This is a genomic window from Novosphingobium sp. KCTC 2891, from assembly GCF_025938155.1.
Classification (GTDB): domain Bacteria; phylum Pseudomonadota; class Alphaproteobacteria; order Sphingomonadales; family Sphingomonadaceae; genus Novosphingobium.
Window position 1 is genome coordinate 43,685 of record NZ_JAPCZG010000007.1, and the last position, 19,239, is coordinate 62,923.

The 19,239-nt window shown below is 67.7% G+C and carries 19 protein-coding genes, 1 tRNA gene and 1 pseudogene; 12 read left to right on the top strand and 9 right to left on the bottom strand.

All coding sequences use genetic code 11. The annotated features are described in order from the left end of the window. The first annotated feature begins 103 nt into the window (after positions 1 to 103). Entirely contained in the window at positions 104 to 517 is a 414-nt protein-coding gene (locus OLX02_RS13670) for a DUF1761 domain-containing protein (protein ID WP_264423688.1), read from the top strand. Here OLX02_RS13670 and OLX02_RS13675 read toward each other — a convergent pair. The 4 genes from OLX02_RS13675 to OLX02_RS13690 all read right to left on the bottom strand — a co-directional run bounded on the left by OLX02_RS13675 (position 507) and on the right by OLX02_RS13690 (position 2,942). Further along, on the bottom strand, positions 507 to 1,259 hold the full coding sequence (locus OLX02_RS13675; protein ID WP_264423690.1) for a M23 family metallopeptidase: 753 nt from the start codon (positions 1,257 to 1,259) through the stop codon (positions 507 to 509). The genes OLX02_RS13670 and OLX02_RS13675 overlap by 11 nt on opposite strands. Further along, positions 1,259 to 2,539 carry a serine--tRNA ligase gene (gene serS / locus OLX02_RS13680; protein WP_264423692.1) on the bottom strand — a complete coding sequence of 427 codons (1,281 nt, stop codon included), beginning with the start codon at positions 2,537 to 2,539 and terminating at the stop codon, positions 1,259 to 1,261. The genes OLX02_RS13675 and serS overlap by 1 nt, the downstream gene beginning before the upstream one ends. A gap of 61 nt (positions 2,540 to 2,600) precedes the next feature. Then, on the bottom strand, positions 2,601 to 2,786 hold the full coding sequence (locus OLX02_RS13685) for a DUF2892 domain-containing protein (protein ID WP_413630259.1): 186 nt from the start codon (positions 2,784 to 2,786) through the stop codon (positions 2,601 to 2,603). A gap of 81 nt (positions 2,787 to 2,867) precedes the next feature. Further along, positions 2,868 to 2,942, bottom strand: a tRNA-Val gene (locus tag OLX02_RS13690). 113 nt (positions 2,943 to 3,055) lie between these two features. On the opposite strand from OLX02_RS13690, the gene OLX02_RS13695 reads away from it, so the two are divergent. Next, positions 3,056 to 3,367 (top strand): DUF3297 family protein, encoded by a 312-nt coding sequence (locus tag OLX02_RS13695; RefSeq protein ID WP_264423694.1) that lies wholly within the window; start codon positions 3,056 to 3,058, stop codon positions 3,365 to 3,367. A 47-nt stretch (positions 3,368 to 3,414) separates the two neighbouring features. Here the strand turns inward: OLX02_RS13695 and OLX02_RS13700 are convergent, their stop codons facing one another. Next, positions 3,415 to 4,308, bottom strand: coding sequence for a LysR family transcriptional regulator (locus OLX02_RS13700; RefSeq protein WP_264423696.1), 894 nt, complete (start codon positions 4,306 to 4,308; stop codon positions 3,415 to 3,417). Positions 4,309 to 4,397: 89 nt separating this feature from the next. On the opposite strand from OLX02_RS13700, the gene OLX02_RS13705 reads away from it, so the two are divergent. The 7 genes from OLX02_RS13705 (at position 4,398) to mmsB (ending at position 10,791) form a co-directional block, all read left to right on the top strand. Next, positions 4,398 to 5,894 (top strand): CoA-acylating methylmalonate-semialdehyde dehydrogenase, encoded by a 1,497-nt coding sequence (locus OLX02_RS13705; RefSeq protein ID WP_264423698.1) that lies wholly within the window; start codon positions 4,398 to 4,400, stop codon positions 5,892 to 5,894. A 70-nt stretch (positions 5,895 to 5,964) separates the two neighbouring features. Beyond that, entirely contained in the window at positions 5,965 to 6,501 is a 537-nt protein-coding gene (locus tag OLX02_RS13710; protein WP_264423700.1) for a hypothetical protein, read from the top strand. Positions 6,502 to 6,511: 10 nt separating this feature from the next. Further along, positions 6,512 to 6,814 (top strand): I78 family peptidase inhibitor, encoded by a 303-nt coding sequence (locus OLX02_RS13715; RefSeq protein WP_264423702.1) that lies wholly within the window; start codon positions 6,512 to 6,514, stop codon positions 6,812 to 6,814. Between the two features lie 94 nt (positions 6,815 to 6,908). Beyond that, the gene (locus OLX02_RS13720; RefSeq protein WP_264423704.1) at positions 6,909 to 8,051 is read left to right on the top strand and encodes an acyl-CoA dehydrogenase family protein; all 1,143 of its coding nucleotides are present in this window, start codon (positions 6,909 to 6,911) and stop codon (positions 8,049 to 8,051) included. After that, a complete protein-coding gene (locus OLX02_RS13725; RefSeq protein WP_264423706.1) occupies positions 8,048 to 9,097 on the top strand; it encodes an enoyl-CoA hydratase/isomerase family protein in 1,050 nt (349 codons plus the stop codon). Before OLX02_RS13720 ends, OLX02_RS13725 begins: the two co-directional genes overlap by 4 nt. 34 nt (positions 9,098 to 9,131) lie before the next feature. Beyond that, positions 9,132 to 9,917: an enoyl-CoA hydratase-related protein gene (locus tag OLX02_RS13730; RefSeq protein WP_264423708.1), complete on the top strand. Its 786-nt coding sequence runs from the start codon at positions 9,132 to 9,134 to the stop codon at positions 9,915 to 9,917. Between the two features lie 4 nt (positions 9,918 to 9,921). Further along, positions 9,922 to 10,791, top strand: a complete 870-nt coding sequence (gene mmsB, locus OLX02_RS13735; protein ID WP_264423709.1) for a 3-hydroxyisobutyrate dehydrogenase — start codon at positions 9,922 to 9,924, stop codon at positions 10,789 to 10,791. Between the two features lie 4 nt (positions 10,792 to 10,795). On the opposite strand, the gene OLX02_RS13740 is transcribed toward mmsB, so the two are convergent. Then, positions 10,796 to 11,632 carry a CHAP domain-containing protein gene (locus OLX02_RS13740; protein ID WP_413630264.1) on the bottom strand — a complete coding sequence of 279 codons (837 nt, stop codon included), beginning with the start codon at positions 11,630 to 11,632 and terminating at the stop codon, positions 10,796 to 10,798. 109 nt (positions 11,633 to 11,741) lie between these two features. Here OLX02_RS13740 and der point away from each other — a divergent pair, with 109 nt between their 5' ends. The 3 genes from der (at position 11,742) to OLX02_RS13755 (ending at position 15,023) form a co-directional block, all read left to right on the top strand. Further along, positions 11,742 to 13,130, top strand: coding sequence for a ribosome biogenesis GTPase Der (gene der / locus OLX02_RS13745; protein WP_264423711.1), 1,389 nt, complete (start codon positions 11,742 to 11,744; stop codon positions 13,128 to 13,130). 7 nt (positions 13,131 to 13,137) lie between these two features. After that, complete coding sequence (locus OLX02_RS13750) at positions 13,138 to 13,551, top strand: DUF983 domain-containing protein (protein ID WP_264423713.1); 414 nt, start codon at positions 13,138 to 13,140, stop codon at positions 13,549 to 13,551. Positions 13,552 to 13,721: 170 nt separating this feature from the next. Further along, positions 13,722 to 15,023: a calcium-binding protein gene (locus OLX02_RS13755; RefSeq protein WP_264423715.1), complete on the top strand. Its 1,302-nt coding sequence runs from the start codon at positions 13,722 to 13,724 to the stop codon at positions 15,021 to 15,023. Positions 15,024 to 15,124: 101 nt separating this feature from the next. Here the strand turns inward: OLX02_RS13755 and OLX02_RS13760 are convergent, their stop codons facing one another. The 3 genes and pseudogenes from OLX02_RS13760 to OLX02_RS13770 all read right to left on the bottom strand — a co-directional run. Further along, a complete protein-coding gene (locus tag OLX02_RS13760; RefSeq protein WP_264423717.1) occupies positions 15,125 to 16,300 on the bottom strand; it encodes an acetyl-CoA C-acyltransferase in 1,176 nt (391 codons plus the stop codon). 51 nt (positions 16,301 to 16,351) lie between these two features. Then, positions 16,352 to 17,926: a class I adenylate-forming enzyme family protein gene (locus tag OLX02_RS13765; protein WP_264423719.1), complete on the bottom strand. Its 1,575-nt coding sequence runs from the start codon at positions 17,924 to 17,926 to the stop codon at positions 16,352 to 16,354. Between the two features lie 14 nt (positions 17,927 to 17,940). Further along, positions 17,941 to 19,176 (bottom strand): annotated as a pseudogene (locus OLX02_RS13770) (3-hydroxyacyl-CoA dehydrogenase NAD-binding domain-containing protein); the annotation flags it as partial. Positions 19,177 to 19,239: the final 63 nt, after the last annotated feature.

A 19,239-nucleotide genomic window follows, 5' to 3' on the forward strand; every position in this document is an offset into this window, starting at 1 on the left:
CCTGAACAGTCACCCATGGCTGTGTCCAGCCGCCTCCGGAGGCGATTTGCAAAAGGCGGATCAAGCGGTTACGCAGTCGCCGCGGGGCAAGGGAAGAGAAAGCATGGGTCCTGTAAACTGGCTGGCGGTGATTGTTGCTGTGCTGGCCGCGCTGATCGTTTCCGCTGTCTGGTACGGCCCGCTGTTCGGCCGCGCCCGGCTTGAGGAAGTCGGCCCCGGCGGTCTTGGCGTGCGCCGCGCGCCGGGACGTACCGTGGCGCTCACGGCGACGCTGCTGTTCGTTTCCGCCTCGATGATGGGCCATATGTTCGCCCGCGTCGGCAGCGAAACGCTCAGCGTGAAGCCCTGGCTTTATTTCATGATGTCGGTCGGGCTGGCCGGGGCTTTCGTCATCCCCTCGCTGTGGGTCAGCTATACCCACCAGCGAATCAGCACGCGCCTCGCCCTGCTCGATGCGGGCTGCTGGCTCGCCGTCTATTTCGCGATGGGCCTGGTGTTCTGGGCGTTCAAAGCCTGACCGGCAGGTAGGTGTAAGGATCGCGGGGCGCGTTGTCCTTGCGCACCTCGAAATGGAGCGTGGGCTTCATCGCCTCGCCGGTGGCGCCGATCCGCGCGATCACCTGCCGCGCGGCAACCGCCTGGCCTTCCGTCACCGCCACTTTGCCCAGATAGCCATAGGCGGTCACCCAGCCGCCGCCGTGGTCGATGAGGATCAGCTGCCCGAAGCGTTCGGGCTCGGTCCCCGCGAACAGCACCCGGCCGGCCGCTGCCGCATGGACGGTCATGCCTGCAAAGGCGGCCAGGTCCATGCCGTTGTTCGGCCGGCCTTTCGCTGGCACGCCGAAGCGACCGATCACTGCCCCCGATGTCGGCCAGGAAAGCCGCGGCGCGCCCATTTCGCGGTCATGGCGGGGTAGCGGCTCGGGCAGGGGCCGGGGCGCGGGCGCCGCGCGGACCGGTAGGGCGGCGCGCGGCCCGGATCGGGGCGCGGGCGATGCGACGGGCACAGGGGCGCCCGCCGGACCTGGCCGCTTGAGCACCTGTCCGGTCCGCACCGTGTAGGGATAAGGCACCGCGTTGGCCTCGGCGAGCGCCTTCATCGTCACGCCCATCCGGCGCGCGATCGACAGGAAGCTGTCGCCCTCGCGCACGGTATAGTTCCACGCGACGATCGGCGCTCCATACGGCGCCCCGTCAGAAGGCGCCGCGAACGCCGGGGCCGCCGCCACCAGCAGAAGCATGGCGGCAAGGCGGGGCATCAGCCCTGCGGCACCAGCCGGGTCAGCCCGCCGGTATAGGCCCGCAGCGCCTCGGGCACGTCGACCGAGCCGTCGTTCTGCTGGTAGTTCTCCAGAACCGCCACCAGCGTGCGACCCACCGCGAGGCCCGATCCGTTGAGCGTGTGGACGAACTCGGTGCCCTTTGCGCCGTCCGGGCGGTAGCGCGCGTTCATGCGCCGCGCCTGGAAGTCGCCGCAGTTCGAACAGGACGAAATCTCGCGGTAGGCGCCCTGGCCCGGCAGCCAGACTTCAAGGTCATAGGTCTTGCGCGCGGTGAAGCCCATGTCCCCGGCGCAAAGCAGCACCTTGCGATAGGGCAGGCCCAGCGCCTGCAGGATCGATTCGGCCGCGCCCGTCATGCGCTCGTGCTCGGCTTCCGAATCCTCGGGCTTGCAGATCGAGACGAGTTCGACCTTCTCGAACTGGTGCTGGCGGATGAACCCGCGCGTGTCGCGCCCGGCCGATCCGGCTTCCGAGCGGAAGCACGGCGTCAGTGCGGTCATCCGCAGCGGCAGCGCGGCGTCGGCCAGGATCTGCTCGCGCACCGCGTTGGTCAGCGAAACTTCGGCGGTGGGGATCAGCCAGCGGCCATCGGTGGTGCGGAACAGGTCCTCGGCGAACTTGGGCAGCTGCCCGGTGCCGAACACCGCTTCGTCCTTCACCAGCAGCGGTGGCAGGCACTCCTCATAGCCGTTCACTTCGGTCTGGCGGTCGAGCATGAACTGCGCCAGCGCGCGGTGCAGGCGCGCCATCTGGCCCTTCAGGAACGTGAAGCGCGCGCCGGAAATCGCCGCGCCGGTCTCGAAGTCCAGCCCCAGCGCCGGGCCGATGTCGGCATGTTCGCGCGGCGCGAAAGCGAACTCGCGCGGGGTGCCCCAGCGGCTCACCTCGACGTTCTGCGTCTCGTCCTCGCCTTCGGGCACCTCCGCGTCGGGCAGGTTGGGCCAGGCGGCCAGAGCGGTGTTCTGCTCGGCGGTGAGGCGGCGTTCCTCCTCCTCCAGCGCGGGCAGTTCGCTCTTCAGAGCGGCGACTTCGGCCTTCAGCGCCTCGGTGGTGTCCTTGCCGCCCTTGCCCATCGCCGCGCCGATCGCCTTGCTGGCTTCGTTGCGGCGGGCCTGCGATTCCTGCATCCGCGTGGCGACATCGCGGCGCGCGGCGTCGAGCGCGAGGATGGATGCGGCCACCGGCGCCACTCCCCGGCGGGCGAGGGCGGCGTCGAAGGCTTCCGGATTTTCGCGGATCAGGCGGATGTCGTGCATGGCGCCGGGCTATGCCGCCGCGCCCCGCACGATGCAAGCGCGGGGCGCGTGCCGCACGCGATCAGTGATGCAGGCGGTGGTCGATGTGCAGCAGCCGGTAGAGCGGGCAATAGCCCACAAGGCCCGTCACCAGCGGCACCAGCCCCAGCCAGGCCCACGTCGCTCCCGGCACTACGAGCGCCAGAATGATCAGCACGAGGCCGAGGACGATGCGATTGATCCGGTCGATTTGGCCCACGTTGGCCATGATGCAGTCTCCTGTCTTGCAGGAGCAGCCTCAGCACCATTTCCGAAAGGCCTGCCTTGATCGAGGTCAAGGGGAAGGAAATGGTGGGCGCGGCAGGGATTGAACCTGCGACCCCACCCGTGTGAAGGGTGTGCTCTACCACTGAGCTACGCGCCCGTCCCTTGGCCATGCGGCCGGACGTCTGGCCGGCAATCGCCGGGGCAGGGGCGCGCCTCTACGACCTTGGCGTTCGATTGACAAGTGGGGCGATCAAGATATTTGCGGCGACCATGACCGAAGAAACCACCACGCCCGAAAACGCCGGCCTCGCCTCGACTTCCGGCGATGTCCCCCCCGATCGCCTCGCGATCCATCCGCGCAGCCCGTATTTCGATGCGGACAAGCTGGGCCGCGGCATCGGCATCCGCTTCAAGGGCGTGGTGCGCAACAATGTCGAGGAATACTGCATTTCCGAAGGCTGGGTGCGCGTGCAGGCCGGCAAGACCATGGACCGCAAGGGCAACCCCCTGACGCTCAAGTTGAGCGGCACGGTCGAGGCATGGTACGAAGACCTGGGCGAAGACGCCCCCGTCGCGAAGTAACGGCTGATCAGGTCGCGCCTTAGGCGTGACCTGATGCCCCCGGCCCATCACGCCAGCAGCCGGCCGCGTTCCCGCGCGACCAGCGCGGTCAGCCAATCCTTGAACGCGCGCACGCGGGCCAGGTTGTGCGTGTCCTTGTGCGTCACCAGCCAGAACGTGCGGGTGATTCGCTGTTCGGGAAGCACCGGCACCAGCCACTTGTCCGCATCGCCGATGAAGCACGGCAGCACGCCGATGCCCGCCCCCGCCGCGATCATCCGGTGCTGCGCATTGATCGAGCTTGAGCGCACCGTGGCGGAAAGGTCCGGCTCGATTTCCGCGAGGTATCGCAGTTCGGGCGCGTAGAGCAGGTCGGGGATGTAGCCCACCAGCCGGTGCCCGCGCGCCAGATCGCCGGGCCGCTCCGGGGTGCCCCGCCGCGCCAGGTAGCCGCGCGTGGCATAGAGCCGCAGCGCATAGTCCGACAGCTTGCCTGCGATCACCGGCCCGGCACGCGGCCGCGACAGCGTGACGGCCAGGTCTGCCTCGCGCTTCGACGGGCTGAGGAAGCCCGAGCTGGCGACAAGGTCTACCATCAGGCGCGGGTGCGAATCGATGAATGCGGGCAGCGCGGGCGCCACGATCCAGCTGGCGAAGCCTTCGGACAGGCTGACCCGCAGCAGTCCCGCCGGGCCGCCGCCGGTGGCGGCGTGTTCGGCGATGCGGCTTGCGGCCTGCTCCATCGCTTCCACTTCGGCCAGCATCGCCTCGCCTGCCTCGGTCAGCACCTGCCCTTCGCGCGTCTGTTCGAACAGTGTGGCGCCCGCGCGCGCCTCCAGCCGCCGCAGCCGCCGGCCCACGGTGGTGGCGTCCACTCCCATCGCGGCGGCGGCGCGCGCCAGCTGGCCGTTGCGCGCAACGGCGAGGAAGGCCTGAAAGTCGTTCCAGTCGGGTACCTGCATAATTGCAGGTGAACCTCGCATTTTCGTCCGTTGCTTGCAACCGGGCGTGGGTGCAGGAGGCGCTGGCATTTCCAGAGGAGAGGATTTCCATGCGCCTCATCGACCATTTCATCGTCGGCGGTTCCGGCGGCGAGCCCGCCCGCAAGGGCGACGTTTTCGATCCTAACAACGGCGGCGTGCAGGCGCAGGTCGCGCTCGGCACCGCCGAGACGCTGGAGCGTGCCGTGCAGGCCGCGCTGGCCGCGCAGCCCAAGTGGGCCGCCACCAACCCGCAGCGCCGCGCCCGCGTGATGTTCCGCTTCAAGGAACTGGTCGAAGCCAACATGGACGAGCTGGCGCGCACGCTGTCGGCCGAACATGGCAAGGTCATCGCCGACTCGAAGGGCGACATCCAGCGCGGTCTGGAAGTCGTGGAGTTCGCCTGCGGCCTGCCGCACGTGATGAAGGGTGAATATACCCACGGCGCCGGCCCGGGCATCGACGTCTATTCGACCCGTCACCCGATCGGCATCGGCGCGGGCATCACCCCGTTCAACTTCCCCGGCATGATCCCGCTGTGGATGTCGGCCATCGCCATCGCCACGGGCAACGCCTTCATCATCAAGCCGTCGGAGCGCGATCCCTCGGTTCCCGTTCGTCTCGCTGAACTGTTCATCGAAGCCGGTCTGCCCGAAGGCATCTGCCAGGTCGTCCACGGCGACAAGGAAATGGTCGACGCGATCCTCGATCACCCGGCGATCGGTGCGATCAGCTTCGTCGGTTCGTCCGACATCGCGCACTACGTCTACAACCGCGGCGTGGCCGCCGGCAAGCGCGTGCAGGCCATGGGCGGCGCCAAGAACCACGGCATCGTCATGCCCGACGCCGATCTCGACCAGGTCGTCAACGACCTGTGCGGCGCGGCTTTCGGCTCGGCCGGCGAACGCTGCATGGCGCTCCCGGTTGTCGTCCCCGTTGGCGAGGAAACCGCCGAGAAGCTCAAGGCCAAGCTGATCCCCGCGATCAACGCCCTGCGCGTCGGCATCTCGACCGATCCTGAAGCGCACTACGGTCCGGTCGTGACCCAGGCGCACAAGGAGAAGGTCGAAAGCTGGATCGGCAAGTGCGTCGAAGAAGGCGGCGAACTGGTCATCGACGGTCGCGGCTTCACGCTGCAGGGCCACGAGAAGGGCTTCTTCGTCGGCCCGACGCTGATCGACCACGTCACCGCAGACATGGACAGCTACCACAACGAGATCTTCGGCCCGGTCCTACAGATCGTCCGCGCCAAGAACTTCGAGGAAGCGCTCGAGCTGCCGTCGAAGCACCAGTATGGCAACGGCGTCGCCATCTTCACGCGCAACGGCCACGCCGCGCGTGAATTCGCCGCCCGCGTCAACGTCGGCATGGTCGGCATCAACGTGCCGATCCCGGTGCCGGTTGCCTACCACACCTTTGGCGGCTGGAAGCGTTCGGCCTTCGGTGACACCAACCAGCACGGCATGGAAGGCGTGAAGTTCTGGACCAAGGTCAAGACCGTCACGCAGCGCTGGCCCGACGGTTCGCCGGACGGCGGCAACGCCTTCGTCATCCCGACGATGGGCTGACGGATCAGGAAAGGAAGCCTCCGGTGCGCGTTGCCATGTCCAATGCCAACCGCACCGGAAGGATCCTGACATGATGCGAAAACTGACCCCCGCCCCGCTTCTGGCTCTCGCGCTCGCCGCCTGCTCTGGCGAGCCGCAGGCGCCTGCGCCCGAAGCGAGCGGGACGGCTTCCGAAGCCGCGGCGGCCTCCAGCGAGGCGCCGGCTTCGGCAAGCGCGGCGCCGGCTGAGTCCGATGCTTCCCGGCCCGATGTCTCCGACGCCGCGAGCCCCGCACCGGCTGCCTCGACGGAAGCCTCGATCCCGATGGCTGCACGCGGCCGCTGGGGTCTTGTCCCGGCTGATTGCACCTCGACAAGGGGTGAGGCCAAGGGGCTGCTGGTGGTCGATGCCGCCAGCCTCAAGTTCTACGAATCGGTCGGCAAGCTCGCCAGCGTCAAGGAGCGCAGCGACACCCGCATCCGCGCCGCCTTTGCCTTTTCGGGCGAGGGCATGACCTGGCAGCGCGACGAAGTGCTCGAAGTGCAGGACGGCGGCAAGACGCTGGTCCGCCGCGAATACGGCGCGGACGCGATGCCGGGGCCGCTCAAGTATACGATCTGCGGGTAAGGGGGCGATCATGCACAAGACCATCCTGCTTCTCTCGCTCGCCGCGGCCACGGCAGCCTGCGCGCAGACCCCTGCGCCGGCCGTTTCCGCGCCTTCGCCCGTGCCGCAGGAAACCTGCAACCGCGATGCCGGGCAGGCTTTCCTCGGCCGCACCGCCTCGGCAGAACTTGGCGCGCAGATCCTTGCCGCGACCGGCGCGCGCAACCTGCGCTGGGTCGCGCCGGGCATGGCCGTTACCATGGATTTCAGAGGCGACCGGGTGACGGTCGGCTATGACGAGAAGATGTCCATTACCAGCATTGCCTGTGGGTGAGGCTGGACACCGGCGGGGTGCGGCAATAGGCGCGCCCTGCTGACATTAAACGCTTGCTTGAAAGGGCGGTTGAACCGTCCGGAGGGAAGGGACCATGACCGATCAGTTCGCGCTGACCGAAGACCAGATCGCCATTCAGGACATGGCGCGCCGCTTTACCGCGGACGCGATCACCCCGTTCGCGGCGCAGTGGGACGAAGACCACACTTTTCCGCGGGAAACGATCAAGGCCGCGGCAGAGCTTGGCTTCGCCGCGATCTACGTCAGCGAGGAATCGGGCGGGATCGGCCTCGGCCGGCTTGAAGCCGCGCTCATCATGGAAGCCATGTCCTATGGCTGTCCCGCGACCAGCGCCTTCATCTCGATCCACAACATGGCTTCGTGGATGATCGACAAGTTCGGCGGCGACGAGATCAAGGGACGCTACCTGCCCAGCCTCGTCACCATGGACCTGATGGCCAGCTACTGCCTTACCGAACCCGGCTCGGGGTCGGACGCGGCGGCGCTCAAGACCACCGCGCGTCTCGATGGCGATCACTATGTCGTCAACGGCACCAAGCAGTTCATCTCGGGCGGCGGCGTGAACGACATCTACGTCACCATGGTCCGCACCGGCGATGACAGCGCGCGCGGCATCTCGTGCCTGGTGATCGACAAGGACATGCCCGGCGTCAGCTTCGGCGCGCCGGAAAAGAAGCTGGGCTGGAACGCCTCGCCCACCGCGCAGGTGATCTTCGACAACGTGCGCGTGCCCGTGGCGAACCGCGTCGGCGCCGAAGGCGACGGCTTCAAGTTCGCGATGGCCGGCCTCGACGGCGGCCGCCTCAACATCGGCGCCTGCTCGCTGGGCGGCGCGCAGCGCTGCCTCGATGAAGCGATCCAGTACGTCAAGGATCGCAAGCAGTTCGGCAAGTCGATCGCCGAATTCCAGAACACCCAGTTCACCCTGGCCGACATGGCGACCGATCTGGAAGCCGCGCGCGCGCTGCTCTATCTCGCCGCCGCCAAGGTCACGCAGGGCGCGCCGGACAAGACCCGCTTCTCGGCCATGGCCAAGAAGCTCGCCACCGACAACGGCTCGCAGATCGTCGACCAGGCGCTCCAGCTGTTCGGCGGCTACGGCTACCTGCGCGACTATCCGATCGAACGCTTCTGGCGCGATCTGCGCGTCCACCGCATCCTCGAAGGCACCAACGAGGTCATGCGCATGATCGTGGGAAGGGACCTGCTCAAGTGACCGACGACGTCCTCGTGAAGAAGGAGGGCGCCGTCGGCGTCCTCTCGCTCAACCGTCCCAAGGCGATCCACGCGCTCAATCTCGACATGGTGCACGCCATGGTCGCGGCGATGCAGGCATGGCAGGCCGATCCGGCGGTGCAGGCCGTGGTGATCGACCATTCCGAAGGCCGCGGCTTCTGCGCGGGGGGCGACATCGCCTTCCTGCGCAATTCGGCGCTGAACGACGGCGGCGTCTCGGGCCGCAAGTTCTTCCACGATGAATACCAGCTCAATCACCTGATCCAGAGCTACGGCAAGCCCGTGGTGACGTTCATGGACGGCATCACCATGGGCGGCGGCGTGGGCATTTCCGGCCCGGCCAGCCACCGCGTCGCGACCGAGGCGACCCGCCTTGCCATGCCCGAAACCGGCATCGGCCTGTTCCCCGACGTCGGCGGCGGCTGGTTCCTGTCGCGCCTCAAGGGCCGGCTCGGCCAGTATCTCGCGCTCACCGGCGCGCGGCTCGACGGCGCGGAATGCGTCTGGGCGGGGCTTGCCACGCACTACCTGCCGGCGGAAAACGTGGCCGAGGCCAAGGCCCGCATCGCCGCCGATCCCGCCGCGATCCCGGCCATCCTGCGCGAACTGTCGGCCGTGCCGCCAGCCGCGAAGATCGCCGCCCATGCCGATGCGATCGAACGCCTCTTCGCTTCCGACCGCTACGAGGACATCCTCGCCGCGCTGAAGGCGGACGGCAGCGATTTCGCGCAGGAAACGCTCAAGACGCTCGCCACCAAGAGCCCGCAGACCTGCAAGGTCGCGCTGCGCCAGCTGGCGGACAGCCTGAAGTGCGCCGATTTCGCCGCGAACATGGTGATGGAATATCGCATCGCCAGCCGCGTGCTGACCCTGCCCGATTTCGCCGAAGGCGTGCGCGCGGTCATCGTCGACAAGGACAACGCGCCGCAATGGAACCCGGCCACGCCCGAAGGCGTGACCGACGATCTCATCGCCAACATCTTCGCACCGCTTCCCGCGGGCGAGGAATGGCAGCCGCTGGCCTGAACGGCCGCACGAACCGACCTCCGGGAGGACTGACATGGCAGACTACGAAACGATCCTCGTCGAACAGAAGGGTGCCGTCACCCTCATCACGCTCAACCGTCCGCAGTCGCTCAACGCGCTGAACTCGCAGGTGCTGGGCGAACTGATCGACGCTTTCGCCGCGTTCGAGGCCGATGCCTCGCAGGGCTGCGCCGTGCTGACCGGCGCGGGCGAGAAGGCCTTCGCGGCCGGCGCCGACATCAAGGAAATGGCCGACAAGCCGGCCTCCGATTTCTACAACGAGGACTTCTTCTCGAAGTGGACCAGCCACCTCGTCAAGACCACGCGCAAGCCGTGGATCGCGGCGGTCAACGGCTTCGCGCTGGGCGGCGGCTGCGAACTCGCCATGATGGCGGACTTCATCATCGCGTCGGAAAACGCCAAGTTCGGCCAGCCCGAGATCAAGCTGGGCGTTGCGCCGGGCATGGGCGGCTCGCAGCGCCTGACCAAGGCCGTGGGCAAGGCCAAGGCGATGGACATGTGCCTCACCGGCCGCATGATGGACGCCGCGGAAGCCGAGCGTTCGGGCCTTGTCACCCGCGTCGTGCCGCTGGCCGATCTGCTGGACGATGCACTCAAGACCGCTGCCGTGATCGCCGCGATGCCGCCGATGGCCGCCAAGGTGAACAAGGAAATGGTCAACGCCGCGTTCGAGACCACGCTGGACCAGGGCCTGCTGTTCGAACGCCGCGCCTTCCAGATCCTCACCGCGAGCGAGGACAAGGCCGAAGGCATGAAGGCCTTCATCGAAAAGCGCCCCGGCGTGTGGAAGGGGAAGTAAGACCATGAAGATCGCATTCATCGGCCTTGGCAACATGGGTGGCGGCATGGCCGCGAACCTCGTCAAGGCGGGGCATGAAGTCCACGCGTTCGATCTTTCGGCCGACGCGCTGGCCAAGGCGGCCGAGAACGGCTGCGGCACCTTCACCACCGTGCCCGAGGCCGTTGCCGGCGTCGACGCGGTCGTGACCATGCTGCCCAACGGCGGCATCGTGAAGAGCGTCTACACCAACGACGTGATCGGCAAGGCACCCAAGGGCGCGCTGTTCCTCGATTGCTCGACCATCGACCTCGCCACCGCGCGCGAAGTGGCGGCCCTTGCCGCCGATGCGGGCTATGAAATGGCCGACGCTCCGGTTTCGGGCGGCATTGCCGCCGCCAACGGCGGCACGCTGACGTTCATGGTCGGCGCTTCGGATGCCACGTTCGAGAAGGCCAAGGCCGTGCTCGAACCGATGGCCAAGGCGGTGATCCACGCGGGCGAGATCGGCGCCGGGCAGGTTGCCAAGATGTGCAACAACATGCTGCTCGCGATCCACATGATCGGCACGTGCGAAGCGCTCGCGCTGGCGGAAAAGGCCGGCCTCGATCCGCAGAAGTTCTACGAGATCTCGTCCAAGTCGACGGGCTACTGCTGGTCGCTCAACGATTACACCCCCGCACCGGGGATCGGCGCCGCCAGCCCGGCCGACAACGGCTATGCGGGCGGCTTCGCCTCGGCACTGATGCTCAAGGATCTGCGCCTCGCCATGGAAGGCGCCGCGACCGCAGGGGCCAAGGTGCCGATGGGCGAGCACGCCAAGGCGATCTACGAAGCCTTCGTCGAAGCCGGCGGCGGCAACAAGGATTTCGGAGCGATCTTCACGACGCTCTGAGGCGTCAGCGCATCCGGCTGGCGATGATTCGCCCGATCGGATCGTCACGAAGCGAGCGCGGCTCTCCCATCCGGGCGGGCGCGCTCGTTTTCGTTTGTGGCGATGCATCGGCCACCAGCATCCGCCGCTGCGGCGCGATCTGCGCGCGTGGCCTCGCGGCAGCGGCTGCGGTTTCCGGCACGATCCCGGCCAGGAAGTCTGCACCGATGCGCGAACGGAACGGCGCGCGCGCCAGCGCCGCCGGCATATCCGCCGAAGCCAGCACCACCGGCCGATCGCTTTTGATCTTTTCGTTGTAGATGAAGCCGTTGACCGGCCAGTGCGTGGTGCCCAGGTCGCCCAGCGGGGCATACCACACGCGCACTTCGCTCCAGTCGTTGGCGGGGGACACGTCCACCGCGCGCACGTCGTTCTCGATCTGCCCGCGCCGTCCATCGATGGGCGACCAGTTGGCATGGCGCAGCAGCACCGTGCGCCGGTCGATCACCCGGCTCACCGCGGCGACATGGCCCAGCCGCATTGCGCCGTGCGGCGCGAAGCTCATCACCGCGCCCGCCCGGGGGCGGGTGCCGCGGGCATAGCGCCCCTCGGCCTGGCCCCACCAGGTCAGTGCGTCGCCATAGATCGCGATGCCGGAAACCTGCCGGGCATAAGGCACGCATTCCAGCCCGCCGTCGTCGGCCTCGTTCCGTCCATAGGCGCCGCGCGCATAGGAACCCTGCATGGAAGCGGAAGTCTGCCCGTCCATGGCCGGCAGCAGGTTGACGGGAGCCGCGAACGCCGCCGGAGCCATCAGGCTCACCAGCGCGGATGCAAGGACAAGGCGGTTCCATCCCTTCATGCCGCCTTGATGGCCGCCAGTTGGTTAAAAAGTGGTTTCGGATGCCATGAAACGGCCCGCAGGCCATCCGAACCTTGCGTTCGGCGCGCATTAGGGCCACGGGAAGGCCATGCGACCCCAGGTGATCATCATCGGCCGACCCAATGTCGGCAAGTCTACGCTGTTCAACCGGTTGGTCGGCAAAAAGCTCGCGCTCGTCGACGACCAGCCCGGTGTCACGCGTGACCGCCGCTTCGGCGACGCCAGCCTGCTCGGCCTTGAATTCACCATCGTCGATACGGCGGGCTGGGAGGACACGGATCCCTCGACTCTGCCCGGCCGGATGCGGCAGCAGACCGAAGCCTCGCTGGTGGGCGCGGACATCGCGCTGTTCGTGGTCGATGCGCGTGCGGGGATCACCCCGCTCGACGAGGAAATCGGCCGCTACCTGCGCACCAGTTCGATCCCGGTGATCCTCCTCGCGAACAAGGCCGAGGGCCGCGCCGGCGATCCCGGCCTCTACGATGCCTTCGCGCTGGGCTTTGGCGAACCGATCGCCTTCTCCGCTGAACACGGGCAGGGCCTTGGCGACCTGTTCGAGGCGCTTCTGCCCCACGTGGGCGAAAGCGAGGACGAGGACGAAGCCGAGGCAGGTGAAGCGGGCGAGGATGAGCCGGCTTACGATCCCAAGGCGATTCTCAAGCTGGCCATCGTTGGCCGCCCCAATGCGGGCAAGTCCACGCTGATCAACAAGCTGCTGGGCGAAAATCGCCTGCTGACCGGGCCGGAAGCCGGGATCACGCGCGATTCGATCGCGATCGACTGGCAGTGGTTCGATCCCACGCAGGAAGAATACCGCCCGGTCCGCCTGATCGACACCGCCGGGATGCGCAAGAAGTCGAACGTCATCGAAAAGCTGGAAAAGCTCTCGGTGGCCGATGCGCGCCGCGCCATCGATTTCGCCGAAGTCGTGGTGCTGCTGCTCGATGCCACGCGCGGGCTGGAACATCAGGATCTCAAGATCGCCTCGATGGTGGTCGAGGAAGGCCGCGCGCTGATCATCGCGATCAACAAGTGGGACATTGCCGAGGACAGCAGCGGGTTGTTCAACGGCATCCGCGCCGCGCTCGACGAAGGCCTGGCGCAGGTGCGCGGCGTGCCGCTGGTCGCCGTCTCCGCGCGCACGGGCAAGGGGCTGGACGCGATGCTGACCGCCGCGTTCGACATCCGCGACGCATGGAGCAAGCGCGTGCCCACCGCCGCGCTCAACCGCTGGTTCGACGATGCGCTGGCGGCCAATCCGCCGCCCGCGCCCGGTGGCCGCCGGATCAAGCTGCGCTACATCACCCAGGCCAAGACCCGCCCGCCGGGCTTCGTCCTGTTCGGCACCCGGCTGGACCAGCTGCCTGAAAGCTATCGCCGTTACCTCGTCAACGGCATCCGCCGTGAACTGGGCTTTGAAGCGGTTCCGATCCGGCTGAACTTGCGCAGCCCGAAGAACCCCTTCGCCAAGACCTGACGGCACGATGCCCGGAACCGCGCTCACCACGCTTCCCCGCAGCCTGCCGCAGGCGCTGGGCCGCGGAATGCGCGGTCAGTGCCCGCGCTGCGGCGGTGCGGCGCTGTTCGCCGGCTTCCTCAAGCCGGTGGAGCGCTGCCCTGCCTGCGCGCAGGACTGGACTCTGCACAGCGCAGACGATTTCCCGCCTTACGTCTCGATCCTGCTGACGGGCCATATCATGGCGCCGGTGATCATCGCGCTCGGCCTCCACACCAGCCTGTCCGCGCCCGCGATGATGGCGCTGGTGGCCCTGATGGCGCTGGTCCTGCTGATCGGGCTGCTGCGTCCGGCCAAGGGCGGAATCATCGCCTTCCAGTGGTGGATGGGAATGCACGGTTTCGCGCCCCGTCCGGGCAAGCGCGAGGCGCTGGGCGACTGAAAGAGGGCACCGGAACGGTGCCCGGCGGGTGAACGCCCGATGAACGTCTCCGTCGCGGTTCTGTCGCCCTGTGTCCCTATGCGGGACAGGAGCCTGCCGGGGGACAGGAACGCGGCGGACCGGCCGATTCGCGCGTCCTCGCAGGCTCCTCCGCAAGGAAGGGGACCGCCATGAAGCAGATCTTGAAATTCGTCACCGACGCCAATCCGATCCAGATGTACGAAGTCGATGGCAGCGCGCTGGAACTCCAGGTGCTCCGCCCGAACCAGCAGCTGGCCTATGACGCGGTGAACACCGTCACGCTGACGACCACCACGCCCAGCTACATCAAGGTCCGCACGTTCGTGCAGACGCCCGATCTCACCGACGATGCCTCGTTCTACAACCGCGGCGACGTGGTGTTCACCACGCTCGACGGCAAGGTCATCAACGATCCCGGCAGCGAGCAGGGTGAAGACGGCGTGCCGGGCGACCAGGATGGCGACGGCTCCAATGACGATGTCGTGCGCGGCGATGCCGGCAAGAACACGCTGCACGGCGGCGCGGGCGACGATCACCTTTCGGGCAATGCCGGTGCGGACACGCTGCACGGCGGCAGCGGCAACGACGACCTGTTCGGCGGCGCGGGCAAGGACGTGCTCGACGGCGGTTCCGGCGATGACGTGCTGGTCGGCGATGGCGGCGACGACGTGCTCGACGGCGGCACCGGCACCGACATTCTCGACGGCAACGACGGCGCGGACAAGCTGTTCGGCGGCGACGGTGCAGACGATCTGGCCGGCGGCGCAGGCGGCGACCTGCTCGATGGCGGCAACGGCAACGATCATCTCGTCGGCGGCGCGGGGGCGGACCGGCTGCTCGGGCAGGCAGGCGACGATACGCTTTCGGGCGGGCTCGACGGCGACGCCCTGCGCGGCGGCCTTGGCAACGACGATCTCTCGGGCGATGCGGGCAACGACAAGCTGTTCGGCGAGGAAGGCGATGACCACCTCGCGGGCGGCGAAGGCGACGACGCGCTCAACGGCGGCGCCGGCACCGACGTGCTGCGCGGCGGCGTGGGTAACGATGTCCTCGCCGGCGGTGACGGCGGCGACGACCTGCTCGGCGGCGAGGGCAACGACAGCCTGACCGGCGGTGCCGGAGCGGACACGCTGACCGGCGGCGCCGGCAGCGACACCTTCGCCTATCTGCTGCCCGGCGATTCGCAGCGCGGCAAGGTCGACACGATCACCGACTTCACCGCCGGCGACCGCATCGACCTGTCCGCGATCGACGCGGTGAAGGGCACCCCCGGCAACGAGGCATTCACGTTCTCCGCCACCGCCCCGGTCGATGGCGTGTCGGGCGGCGTGGTGTGGTTCGACGCGGCGAGCCACACGCTCTACGCCAGCATCAATGCCAGCGCGGCGCCCGAACTGGCGATCGTGCTGGCCGGCGTGACCTCGCTGACCGCCGCCGATCTCGTGCTCTGAACGAAGGACGGCCCGGGGGGCGCTTTTGCGCGCTCCCGGGCCGGTTTCGCGCACCGTCGGGTGCGGTCAGGTGTCGTTAGGTGTCGTTCAGGTCATGCGCCTCACAGCACCTCGAACAGGCCCGCGGCGCCCATGCCGCCGCCCACGCACATCGTCACCACGACGTGCTTCGCGCCGCGGCGCTTGCCTTCGATCAGCGCGTGCGCGGTGCAACGCGCGCCGGTCATTCCATAGGGGTGGCCGATCGAGATCGAGCCGCCGTTGACGTTGAGCAAGTCATTGGGAATGCCCAGCTTGTCGCGGCAATAGAGCACCTGCACGGCGAACGCCTCGTTCAGTTCCCACAGCCCGATGTCGTCCATCTTCAGCCCGAAGCGGCCCAGCAGCTTGGGAATCGCGAAGACCGGGCCGATGCCCATTTCGTCAGGCTCGGTGCCGGCCACCGCCATGCCCAGGTAGCGGCCCAGCGGCGCCAGCCCCTTCTTCGCGGCCAGCCCCGCTTCCATCACCACCGCGGCGGCGGAACCGTCCGAAAGCTGGCTGGCGTTGCCGGCGGTGACGATGCCGCCTTCGACCACCGGCTTCAGGCTTTGCAGCCCCTCCAGCGTGGTTTCGGGCCGGTTGCCTTCGTCCTTGGCGAGCGTGATCTCCTTCATGGAGATTTCGCCGGTCGCCTTGTCCTGAACGCCCATCGTGGTGGTGCAGGAGACGATCTCGTCGTCGAACTTGCCCGCAGCCTGCGCGGCGGCGGTGCGCTGCTGCGATTGCAGCGCGTATTCGTCGCAGGCTTCGCGGCTGATGCCATAGCGTTGCCCCACGATTTCAGCGGTTTGCAGCATCGGCATGTAGATCGCCGGGTGCATCGCCTTCAGCGACGGATCGGGCTGCACGCGCATGTCCTTGGTCTGGACGAGGCTGATCGAATCCTGCCCGCCGGCCGCGACCACGTCCATGCGGTCGATCACCACCTGCTTGCTGGCGGTGGCGATGGACATCAGGCCGGACGAGCACTGGCGGTCCATGCTCATGGCCGAGACGCTGACCGGAAGGCCGGCGCGCAAGGCCACCTGCCGCGCGATATTGGTGCTCTGCGCGCCCTGCTGGAGCGCGGCGCCCCACACCACGTCGTCCACTTCCGCGCCTTCGATCCCGGCGCGCTCGATGGCGGCCTTCAGCGAAAGCGCGCCGAGCGTGGCGCCGGGCGTGGCATTGAAGGCGCCCTTGTAGGCCCGGCCGATGGGGGTGCGGGCGACCGAAACGATGACTGCATCACGCATTGTTGTTCTCCTTCCAGGCTTTCCCGGGGAGGGTGAGGGAAGCGTTGAATCTCAGGGTTTTACATAACCTTGCGGCGCGATCGGGTTGCCGCCGAAGCGGTCGCGCAGTTCGCGCTTGAGCACTTTGCCGATCGGACTGCGGGGCAGTTCGTCGACCACCTTGATGGCCGAAATGCGCTGGGTCTTGCCCAGCTTGCTGTTCGCTTCGACCAGGATGGCGGCGGGATCGGCGGCCTTGTCGGCGAGCACCACCACGGCAAGCGGGGTCTCGCCCCACTTGTCGCTCGGCACGCCCACCACGGCGGCTTCGCGGACCGCCGGCTGGCGGGTCAGCTCGGCTTCGAGATCGGTGGGGAAGATGTTGAATCCGCCCGAAATGATCATGTCCTTGGCGCGGTCCATCAGGATCAGGAAGCCGTCCTCGTCGAACTTGCCGACATCGCCGTGGCGGATGTAGCGGCGGCCCTCGGCGTCGAACCATTCGACCTCGCGGGTCTTGTCGTCCTTGCCGTGGTAGCCGTTCATCATGATCGGCGAATGGCCGACGATCTCGCCCACTTCGCCGGGCGGCAACTCGTTCCCGTCCTCGTCGATGATCTTCATGATGTGGCCCGGGCTGGGCTGGCCCACGGTGTGCAGCTTGTCCGGGTTGGCGTGGGCGATCAGCACCGATGTCGCGCCGCCTTCGGTCATGCCGTAGCCGTCGGTCAGCCCGCCCGGCCAGCGCTTCAGCACATCGGCCTTGAGCCAGGCCGGGAAGGGCGCGGAGGTCGAGGACTTGAGCCGGTAGGAGCTGAGGTCGAAGCTGTCGAAATCGGGCACTTCCATGATCCGGCGATATTGCACCGGCACCAGCATGGCGTGCGTCACCCGTTCGCGCCGCGACAGTTCGAGGAAGCCGCGCGCGTCGAACTTCTTCATCAGCACCACCTTGCCTCCGGCGGTGAGCGTGGGAAGGAAGCTGACCAGCGTGGTGTTGGAATAGAGCGGCGTGGAGCAGATCACGCAGGTGTCGTCATCATACCCGCCGACGATGGTGCGCCGGGCATATTCGTGGCGCATCTTGTGGCTTTGCACGATGCCTTTGGGCGCGCCGGTGGTGCCCGACGAATAGATGATGTTGAACGGGTCGCCCGGTGCGGGCAGGCGCTCTTCCGGCTTGGCTCCCGGCGCTGCCATCCACGCCGAGAACGGCTCGCCCGCGTCGCTGTCGTCGAGCGCGATGCGGCGGACATTGGCGGGAAAGGGCAGTCCTGCGATGCGATCTCCCATTTCCTTGTCGAGCAGCAGCACGCGGCTGCCGCTGTCTGCCAGCATGGCGAGAACGGTGTCCGCCGAAGCGGTGGACGTGAGCGGCGCCGCGACTGCCCCGGCGCGGATCGCGCCGAGGAAGGCGAGGGCCGTCGGCACCGCATTGAGCGCGGCGATGGCGACGGGTTCGTCCTTCGCCACGCCTTCGCGCTGAAGCGCGGCGGCGACCCGGTCGATGAGCGCGTCGAGGTCCGCCCAGCTTACCTGCCGGGTTTCGTCGGCCAGCGCCACCGCCGCGCCCCTGCGCGCGGCGTGCGCGCGCAGGATCGTGGTCAGCGGCATGAACTCGGCTTCGGCGATCTCGTCGATGGTCACCGCTCTTTTCTCCGTCAGTTGAAGGTTTCGCCCGCCGCCGCCTTGCGCGCCAGCAGCGGCGCGACGGGAAGCCCGTGCTTTTCGAGGCCGGCGACCACGGTCTTGAGGCCGATATGGTCGGCCCAGAACATCGGCCCGCCGGTCCATGCGGGCCAGCCATATCCGTTGAGCCACACGGTATCGATGTCGCTCGCGCGCTGGGAAATGCCTTCCTCAAGGATCAGCGCGCCTTCGCTGATCATCGGGTAGAGCAGCCGTTCGCGGATCTCGTCCTTGTCGATGGCGCGCTGCGGCTTGCCTTCCTTCTTCGCGAAATCGGCGATGATCGCTTTCACTTCGTCGGACGGGGTGCGCTGGCGGTTGTCGTCGTAGTCGTAGAAGCCCTTTTTGGTCTTCTGCCCCCAGCGGCCCACGGCGCAGAGCGCGTCGCGCAGGCTTTCGATACGGGTGGGATCGCGGTGCCAGCCGATGTCGACCCCGGCAAGGTCGGCCATCTGCCACGGCCCCATCGGGAAGCCGAATTCGAGCAGCGCCTCGTCCACGTCCCAGTAATTCGCGCCTTCCATGATCAGCGCGTGCGCCTGCGCCTGCCGGGGGCTGAGCATCCGGTTGCCGATGAAGCCGTGGCACACGCCCGAGACGACCGGCACCTTGCCGATCTTCACCGAGAGCGCCATCACGGTCGCCAGCTGGCTGTCGCCGGTCTTGGCGCCGCGCACCACTTCGAGCAGCTTCATCACGTTGGCGGGCGAGAAGAAGTGCATGCCCAGCACCGCTTCGGGGCGGCTGGTAACGGCGGCGATCTCGTTCACGTCGAGATAGCTGGTGTTGCTGGCGAGGATCGCGCCGGGCTTCGCCACCTTGTCCAGCCGGCCGAACACGTCCTTCTTGACGTCCATGCTTTCATAGACCGCCTCGATCACGAGGTCGGCCTCCGTCAGCGCGCCGAAATCGAGCGTGGGGGTCAGGCGCGCCATCGCTGCATCGGCGAGCGCGGCGTCCATCTTGCCGCGCTTGACCGTGTTCTCGTAGTTCTTGCGCATGGTGGCGACGCCGCGATCGAGCGCTTCCTGCGTCATTTCCACGATGGTGACGGGGATGCCGGCGGTGAGGAAGTTCATCGTGATGCCGCCGCCCATCGTGCCCGCGCCGATCACGCCGACGCGATTGACGGGAAGCAGCGCGGTATCGGCCGGAATATCATCGATGCGCGCGGCGGCGATGCGGGCGGCGTCGATGTGGTCCTTGGCGCCGGGGATGGGGTCGGACATGGGGTCTTGGCTCCTGTAGGCTGAGGGATGCTTTCGGAGGGG